This is a genomic window from Dokdonella sp. (genome assembly GCF_049593775.1).
Lineage (GTDB): Bacteria > Pseudomonadota > Gammaproteobacteria > Xanthomonadales > Rhodanobacteraceae > Dokdonella.
Genome location: NZ_JBAWHJ010000060.1, coordinates 1 through 8,639, shown reverse-complemented (window position 1 = coordinate 8,639; position 8,639 = coordinate 1). Strand labels below are relative to the sequence as shown.

Here is an 8,639-nt window from a genome sequence, read left to right as displayed (position 1 = left end):
ACCTTGCGCCTGCATCGGGCGATGTGGCCGCAGCTCGAGGCCGATTCGAAACTCTGCTCGATTTACCGGGATATCGAAATTCCGCTGGTACCGGTGCTTGCGCGCATGGAGCAAGCCGGGGTGCTCGTCGATGTGGATGCCCTGCGCAAGCAGGGCCGGCAACTGGCGGCGCGGATGCACACCTTGACCACCGAGGCACATGCACTCGCCGGGCGGGTTTTCAGTCTTGACTCACCCAAGCAGCTGCAAGCGTTGTTGTTCGACGAACTGAAGCTGCCAGCCGTGTTGAAGACGCCGAAGGGGCAACCTTCCACCAATGAAGAGGCACTTGAGGCCATCAGCGATGCGCACGAACTGCCTCGGCTGATACTCGAATATCGCGGCCTTGCCAAATTGCGTTCGACATACACGGAAAAGCTGGCCGAGATCGTCAATCCGGATACAGGGCGGGTGCATACAAGCTACCACCAGGCCACGGCTGCGACCGGGCGCCTGTCTTCTTCAGACCCGAACCTGCAGAACATCCCGATACGCACGGAAGAGGGGCGGCGGATTCGACAGGCGTTCATTGCGCCGCCGGGGTGGAAGATCCTTGCCGCTGACTATTCCCAGATCGAATTGCGCATCATGGCGCATCTATCCGGTGATCCCGGTCTGCTCTCGGCCTTTCACGGTGACCAGGACATCCATCGAAGCACGGCCGCTGAAGTGTTTGGTGTGCCGCTGGAGGATGTCGACAGCAACCAGCGGCGAGCTGCCAAGGCAATCAACTTCGGACTGATGTACGGCATGGGCGCTTTCGGTCTGGCGCGCCAGCTCGGCATCGGGCGAGGCGAGGCGCAGGATTACATCGCACGCTACTTCCAGCGCTATCCAGGCGTACGCGACTTCATGGATCGTGTGCGCGAGCAAGCGCATCAGGACGGCTATGTCGAAACCGTTTTTGGTCGGCGCCTGTACCTGAACAACATCGCGTCACGCAATCAGGCGCAGCGTGCGGGGGCCGAACGTGCCGCAATCAATGCGCCCATGCAGGGAACTGCCGCAGACATCATCAAGCGCGCCATGCTTGAGGTCGACGGTTGGCTGCAGGGCCGTGGCGACCAGGCTCGCATGCTCATGCAGGTCCACGATGAGCTGGTATTCGAGGTGCGCGAAGACAGCACCCGCGAAATCACCGAGGGCGTGCGTCAACGCATGGCCGCGGCAGCAGAATTGGCCGTGCCGCTCATCATTGATATCGGTGTGGGCGACAACTGGGACGAGGCGCACTGACCGTGCCTGTTGGTCACGGCGCCGGAAAAGTGAATAGCGGATAAACGAATTCGCGAAACCTGAAAAACCAACGAAACTATTTACTGCCAATCGCCGTCTCTATTATCGGGTGCACGCAACGGCACCCCCGGATCCTTCCACCTCCCTGGAGGGATCCCCGGAGATCGGTCCCTCCCCAGACCGATTTTCGAACCGGCCCCGAAGGCTTCCCCTGGCCTTCGGGGCTTTTTATTGGGCGAGTCTCCAGGATGAGCGGTGATTCTGAACGCGGCTAGGGAGCTGCTTGTTCAGCCAGGGCCAGCACCAGTGCCTGGAGCGGCAGCTTGCCGGTCTCATTGCGCGGCAGCGCCTTGACCACGCGTAGCGGTCGCGGCAGGAAGACTGGATCCATCTGTGTCCGCAACTCGGCCAGAAGCTCCTTCTCGGAGCGCCCGGGCGCAACAGCCAGGGCTGCAATGCGGCGCACCGGCGCTCCGGCTCCGGCTTCAACCTGAAACACTACGGCGTCTAGCACGCCTTCAAGCGCATGGAGGCGACGGGTCAGGTCGGCCAGCGAGGCGCGCTTACCGGCGATTTCAAGCATGTCGGCATTGCGACCATGCAACCTGAATTTCCTGCCAGGCAGCACTTCGACAATATCCTGCAGGTTGGTCGGTTGCGACAAATGCCTGGCCTCAACCAGGGTGCCATCCGGCTGTGGCTTCAAATCCACGTCGTCGTACAGGTTCCAGTCGGACTGGATCGCGGTGCGCCGGTGCGCAATCACGCAGGTTTCGGTGGAGCCAAACATTTCGACGACCGGAGCAGAGAATCGTTGCTCTGCTTCACGGGCAAGTTCCGCCGGCAGCGGAGCTGTCGCTGAAACCAGGGCTGCAATGGTCGGCAGCTCGATATCCGCTCGCAGCAGCGCACGCAAATGCACGGGGGTGGTCACCAGCAGCCGCGGTTCGGGAATCTGGCCAAGCGAGCGGGCCACGTCGGCCGGAAAGAAGGTCTTGCCCGAGTGGACAGCGAACCGACCGAACAAGGGCAGCAGAACGGAGAGCTCCATGCCGTACATGTGCTGGGCGGGCACGGTCGCGAGTACGTGCGCGGTTTGCCCGACAGCCAGTCCGATGGCGGATTCCAGAACACCGATGTTCTGGGCACTGCCAATACGGAAATTGTCCCATGTCTTGGTGTTTGGTTTGGGCTGGCTCGTGCTTCCGGAGGTGAATCCGATCGCTACGACCTGGCGCGGATCAAGCATGGGTATGCCGGCAGCCGACTCGATATTCGTGCCATCCAGTTCGGGCAGGCGAATCATGTCGATATCCTGCAGGCAGCTCATCGCGTCTCCCAGCAGATAGGAGTCAAGGCGACTGCTGCGCACATCAGCGATCGCCTGCGGCGCTCGTGACGCGGGAAGCAGGGTCGCCTGTCCCCTGCTGGCTGCGGCACAGAAACTGACCAGAAATGCGTAGCGATTCTCGCAAAGGTTGATTGCGCAGCCGCTGTCCGGAAGCAAAGCGGCAACCTTGCTGATGTCGGCCAGGAATTCCGTGGCTCGAACAGCCCGACGGTCGCGCCAGGCGACGATACGATTGTCAGCAGCATTCGCCAAAAGCGGTTGCTTGCCAGCAGCAGCCTCCAATTCGGCATTGACCAAAGCCGTCATCCTGCCTCCCTCAACCACGTAGCCATTCCCCGGTGATAGCGTCGCGTATCGGCGTCGCTTGCTCAAGTCCCCCGAGTTCGCCGTCGACGATGGCATCGAGCATCAGCCCAAATGATGCTTCGACCTCGGCTCTGTTCCTGGCCACTGCATGGCCGTGAACGTTGGCGCTCGTTGAAACCATTGGAGCGCCAAATCCCGTGCACACGGCGCGTGGCACAGGGTGATCGGAAACACGCAACCCAATGCCGGGGTGCCTGCCCGAAATCCAGGGGGGAACCAGCGTACTGCTTGGAAACACCCAGGTATGCGGGCCGGGCCAACTGGCTCGTGCGCGCTCGATGGCGGCATCCGGGCAGGCACCAATGAACGGTTGCACCTGTTCGAAACTCGCGCCGATCAGGAGCACGCCCAGATCGGTCGGGCGCTGCTTGAGCTCGAATAGCCTGGCCACCGCGTCCTGATTGAGCGGATCACAACCCAGCCCCCATACCGCTTCTGTTGGATAGGCGATCACGCCACCAGCTCGCAATGCGGCAACGGCGCGATCAACAGACTTGGCCATCAGCTGTCGCCGGCAGTTGCCGTGTCAGTCGAAGCCTTCTTTCGCGGTGCCGTCTTCCTGGCAGCAGCCTTCTTTGCCGGTGTCTTCTTGCTGGCAGACTTGCGCGCTGCGGTCTTCTTGCTTGCAGCCTTTTTGGTTGCCTTCTTTGCGACCTTCTTCGCAGCAGGCTTCTTCTTGGCCGCAGCGTCAGTGGTTTTCTTCGTAGCCGCCTTGCCTTTCGCGCCCTTGCCGTAACCACGCTTGGGGCGAAACGGAGCTGCGGCCAGCAGTTCGACGCATTCGGCCTCGCTCAGGCTTGGCGGTTCGCGATCTTTGGGAATGCGCGCATTCTTGTCGCCATCGGTGATATAGGGCCCATAGCGACCGTTGAGAATCTGGATGCCGTTGCCAAAGTCCTTGATGATCCGGTTGGCCAGCAACTCGGCCCTTGCCTTGATCAATTCCTGTGCGCGTGGCAATTCGATGGTGTAGGGATCGTCTTCCTTTGTCAGCGAAGCATAGGTCGAGCCGACCTTGACGAAGGGGCCGAAGCGCCCGATGCCGATCGTGATGTCTTCGCCTTCCTCGGAAGTGCCGAGGGTGCGCGGCAGCTTGAACAGCTCCAGCGCCTCCTCCATCGTGATCGTATGCATGCTCTGGCCAGGACGAAGACTGGCGAACTTGGGCTTGTCCTCGTCATCCTTTGTGCCGATCTGCGCGAACGGTCCGTAGCGGCCCAATCGTACCGAAAGCGGCTTGCCGGATTTTGGATCTTCCCCAAGCACGCGGCTGCCACTGGCCTCGGACTTGTCGACGGTTTCCATTTTTTCGTCGACCTGGGCCTTGAAGGGCTTCCAGAAGCGACTCAGCAACGGAACCCAGTCCTCTTCGCCGCGACTGACAGCATCGAGCTCGTCTTCAAGATTGGCGGTAAAGTCGTAATCCACGTAGCGTGCGAAATGGCCCGCCAGAAAGCGGCCAACGGCGCGCCCGACATCGGTAGGCTTGAAGCGCCGGCTATCGAGAATCACGTATTCGCGATTGAGCAGGACCTGGATGATGCTGGCATAGGTCGACGGACGGCCGATGCCGTGCTCCTCAAGGGCCTTGACCAGGCTGGCTTCGGAAAAGCGCGGTGGTGGTTCGGTGAAGTGCTGGTCGGTAACGATATCGCGAAGCGGCACCGCTTCGCCCACCTTCATCGCCGGCAGCTTGCGTGCGTCATCTTCATCGTCGGCGCCTTTCTGGTCGCGACCCTCCTCATATACGGCGAGGAAGCCCGGATCGACCACGGTCGTGCCGGTGGCACGGAATGCCGCGTCGGCACCGCAGGGAAAATCGACGGAGACCGTATTCATGGTGGCGAACTGCATCTGGGAGGCAACCGTTCGCTTCCAGATCAGCTCGTAGAGTTTTGCGTGGTCCGGTGACAGGTAGGCGGCGACTCGTTTCGGCGTAAGTGCCGCCGACGTGGGTCGCACGGCCTCATGCGCTTCCTGCGCGTTCTTCGATTTCGATTTGTAGACGTTCGGCTGCTCGGGCAGTGCCTGGCGGCCGAATTCGCGCACGATGACTTCGCGCAACTCGCCAGTGGCTTCTTCGGAAATCGATACCGAGTCGGTACGCATATAGGTGATCAGGCCGACTACGCCTTCGTCGCCAATCGCGATGCCTTCATACAGTTGTTGTGCAAGGCGCATCGTCCGACTCGTCGCATAGCCCAGCTTGCGTGCCGCTTCCTGCTGCAGGGTCGATGTCGTGAACGGTGCCGAAGGGCGCCTCTTGCGCTCCTTCGATTGCACCTCGCCGACCACGAGCCGGCCTTGCGCAGCCTTGTGCAAGGCATTGCGCGCGGCATGCGCGTCATCGGTATTGGTCAGGTCGAACTGTTCGAATTTCTTGTTGTTGAGCTTGAGCAGGCGCGCCTTGAACGGCTGGTCCGGATGCGCCAGGTCGGCTTCGACCGACCAGTATTCGCGTGGAATGAATGCTTCGATCTCTTCCTCGCGCTCCACGATCATGCGCAACGCGGGTGATTGCACGCGCCCGGCCGACAGGCCGCGCTGGACCTTGCGCCAAAGTACCGGAGAGAGGTTGAAGCCCACCAGGTAATCCAGCGCACGACGGGCTTGCTGGGCGTTGACCAGTTCCATCGACAGTTCGCGCGGGTTGGCTACGGCTTCCTTGATCGCCCGTGGCGTGATCTCGGAGAAGACGACGCGATGCACGACCTTGTCCTTGAGCAGCTTCTTCTCTCTGAGGATCTCGGCGATATGCCAGGAAATCGCTTCACCTTCGCGGTCCAAGTCGGTCGCGAGATAGAGCGCCTCGGCGCCCTTGATTGCCTTGACGATGGCGGCGACGTGTTTCTCGTTCTTTTCGATGAGGTCGTAGTTCATCGCAAAGTTGTTGTCCGGATCGACCGCACCTTCCTTCGGCACGAGATCGCGCACATGTCCATAGGAAGCCAGGACCTGGAAGTCCTTGCCGAGATACTTGTTGATCGTCTTGGCTTTGGCGGGCGATTCGACGATGAGTAGGTTCTTGGCCATGGTGCGGTCCTTGCCGCCGGGTTCTGGCAGAGCCCTGTCAGGCGCTGCAAATCTTTGTGGAACGGTAATATCCGGGTTTGCCTATTCAGAAGGACACACGAGTTTGCGGACTGTCAAGTCTGCTAGCTCCATGCGTCTTCGCCAAACGGACCTGGCAGGCCTGCCTGAATAAGGCTGGTTGCCGCTTCCGACCCTGGCAGCCCATCCATTCTGCGTCGCCTCCCGCCAAGCCGGCCGAGGAGCCGCACTATACCCAAGTGAACCCCAATACACCCATGAACACGGTTTGATAGAAGATTCGTGAGCGAGGCGGGTATTGAGGCCCCCGAGCCTGACGCGATGATGGCCGTAAATGAGCCGGGATCAGGATTCCGAGTGCAGCCGCGTGTACTTGCCACCACGGGCAGCCGAGACATCGCCGTCAAGCTCGAGTACCAGCAGCATTGAAGACAACGAGGCGATGCTGATGCCGGTGCGCTCGGCGAGGGTATCGAGCGCCACCTCCTCGTGCCCGAGGGCGTCCAGCAAGCGGGTGTACTCGGGGTCCCGCTTGCCTGCCACTGGGCCATGCGCCGATTCGGGGCTGTCGCCATTTGCCGGTTCGGCTTCCAGGCGTGCGCGCAGGCGATCTCCGAGGCTCGCAGCCAGGCTGGAGAGGTCGCCGACCACATCCTCGACCGACTCGGTCAGCCTGGCGCCTTCGCGAATCAGTTGGTGGCAGCCGCGGGCCAGTGGATTGTTGATCGAGCCCGGAATGGCGAATACCTCGCGGCCCTGTTCATTCGCATAGCGGGCGGTAATCAGCGACCCGGACTTCAGCCCCGCCTCCACCACCAGGGTGCCCAAGGACAACCCGGAGATGATCCGGTTCCTGCGCGGGAAATGCTCGGGCCTGCCCACGGTGCCGGGTGGGAATTCGCTGACCAGCGCGCCCTTTTCGGTGATTTCCGCAGCCAGGCCGATATGTTTGCGCGGATAAACGAGGTCTGGTCCCGTGCCGAGTACGGCCAGGGTCTTCCCGTTGGCGTCGAGTGCCGCCCGATGCGCGGCACCATCGATGCCATCCGCCATGCCACTGGTAATCGTGAAGCCCGCCGCGGACAGGGCTCGCGCGAATCGGCGGGTCGTCGCGATTCCGGCGTCGCTGGCGCTGCGGCTGCCGACGATGGCGATCTGGGGCATCCACAACAGGCTCGGTTCGCCGCTGATGAATAGGGCGGCCGGCGCGCCAGGCACCTCGCGCAACAGGGAGGGATAGTCGGGGTCATCCCAGCCAAGAAAGTGATGGCCGGGCGCGGCAAGCCAATCCAGGTCCGAGGCGATCACGGAGGGGTCCGGGGCATCGAGCCAGGCGCGCGCTTCTGCGGCCAGTTCGCGCCCGCCCTTTCCGGAGCGAAGGAGTTCGAGCGCCGCTCCAGGCCCTTGATGCTGGCTGATGAGCGGCCGCAACGTGGAGGCGCCCAGTCCGGGCGTCCGCAGCAGGACCATCCAGGATTCCGTATCCGAGTCGCGCATCCCTGTATTCATCCTTGAAGTCTAGCAGTCAGTCCGGGCTTTCCGGTCGGGACAAATTCGCTGATCCACACAAAAAAGAACGGCGCGGAGGAAGCCTCCGCGCCGTCTGGTCATCCAATATCTGTTTCGTTCAGGGCGTGCTGTCGGGATCGTGCAGGAAGTCCCCGATTTGCACCGGCCGCACACCATCCATGATCAAGCCGTAACTGACGCGCTGGAAGGTGCGGAAAATCATCACGTGGCCGACGAATTCGGGCGGCAGTTTCACGTTCTTGTCGCGCGGATTGAAGAATGCGCGTGTGGAACCCGTCGGGTAGTCGGTGATGTCCTGTACGGTCTCGCCTTCGGTATAGATCGAATAGGTGGTGCCATTGTCGACGCCATCCTCACTGCCGCGAGACAGTGCGACCACCTGATAGGTGCCGACCGAGGACAGGGCGCCGGTGAAGGCGACGACGCGCATGTTGTCCGGGATCTCACTCGGAGGATGCGGGAGATATTCATCATCGTAGGGATCACGATCCATTGGCAGGATGTAGTCGCCCGTGTTGACTTCAAAGTCGGCGTTCATCACCAGTGCCGAGGCCACATCGCCGGTGCGCGTGACTTGCACCGTGCCGTAGTCGAGCACTTCGTAGCCCAGGAAACGCACCCGGCCGCTGAGCGTGATTTCATGCGGGCCGTGCTGCCAAAGCAGATTCTTGCGACCTTCCCAGCCGTCGCGAGCCTGGCGATACACCTCACGCTTGTCGCCTTCATCTTCTGGCGGCATGTCGTAGTAGCGTCCACCGGCACGCACCAGGGCGAACTGATCGCCAACTTGCGCATCCAGGCCGCGAATGTAGATCAGCTGGCCGGTTGTTCCGCGCAGGCGGTTTTCCTCGATGCCGACGACAGCAGGCGCTTTCTCCATCGTCGCTTCATCAACGATGCGCGCATTCTTGAGGAACTGTTTGATCAGCGAGAGCGGAATCGGCTTGACCGTATTTTCCAGCGAGGTCACCCGAGCATGCGGGCCAACCGACCCGGGGCCGTGGCTGACGCCATCTCCGGACAGGACCAGTTCGTCACCCGGATAGATAAGGTGCGGGTTCCTGAC

6 protein-coding genes are annotated in these 8,639 nt (G+C 61.6%); 1 reads left to right on the top strand and 5 read right to left on the bottom strand.

Annotation, left to right across the window (positions count from 1 at the left end; genetic code table 11):
- On the top strand, positions 1-1,275 hold a 1,275-nt coding region (locus WBP53_RS02275), incomplete at its 5' end, for a DNA polymerase (RefSeq protein WP_423925520.1).
- A 271-nt stretch (positions 1,276-1,546) separates the two neighbouring features.
- On the opposite strand, the gene WBP53_RS02270 is transcribed toward WBP53_RS02275, so the two are convergent.
- From WBP53_RS02270 to WBP53_RS02250, 5 genes are all read right to left on the bottom strand, one after another.
- Complete coding sequence (locus WBP53_RS02270; RefSeq protein ID WP_423925519.1) at positions 1,547-2,932, bottom strand: AMP-binding protein; 1,386 nt, start codon at positions 2,930-2,932, stop codon at positions 1,547-1,549.
- Positions 2,933-2,942: 10 nt separating this feature from the next.
- A complete protein-coding gene (locus WBP53_RS02265; RefSeq protein WP_423925517.1) occupies positions 2,943-3,494 on the bottom strand; it encodes an L-threonylcarbamoyladenylate synthase in 552 nt (183 codons plus the stop codon).
- The gene (locus tag WBP53_RS02260) at positions 3,494-6,025 is read right to left on the bottom strand and encodes a DNA topoisomerase I (protein ID WP_423925515.1); all 2,532 of its coding nucleotides are present in this window, start codon (positions 6,023-6,025) and stop codon (positions 3,494-3,496) included. The genes WBP53_RS02265 and WBP53_RS02260 overlap by 1 nt, the downstream gene beginning before the upstream one ends.
- Before the next feature lie 363 nt (positions 6,026-6,388).
- Positions 6,389-7,552, bottom strand: a complete 1,164-nt coding sequence (gene dprA, locus WBP53_RS02255) for a DNA-processing protein DprA (protein WP_423925513.1) — start codon at positions 7,550-7,552, stop codon at positions 6,389-6,391.
- A gap of 118 nt (positions 7,553-7,670) precedes the next feature.
- Positions 7,671-8,639, bottom strand: a 969-nt coding sequence (locus tag WBP53_RS02250) for a LysM peptidoglycan-binding domain-containing protein (protein WP_423925511.1), incomplete at its 5' end; no start/stop codon positions are given.

Excerpts from the sequence above, each read along its gene's own strand:
- dprA (WP_423925513.1), bottom strand. The coding sequence starts at position 7,552 with ATGAATACAGGGATGCGCGACTCGGATACGGAATCCTGGATGGTCCTG.
- WBP53_RS02270 (WP_423925519.1), bottom strand. The coding sequence starts at position 2,932 with ATGACGGCTTTGGTCAATGCCGAATTGGAGGCTGCTGCTGGCAAGCAA.
- WBP53_RS02260 (WP_423925515.1), bottom strand. The coding sequence starts at position 6,025 with ATGGCCAAGAACCTACTCATCGTCGAATCGCCCGCCAAAGCCAAGACG.
- WBP53_RS02265 (WP_423925517.1), bottom strand. The coding sequence starts at position 3,494 with ATGGCCAAGTCTGTTGATCGCGCCGTTGCCGCATTGCGAGCTGGTGGC.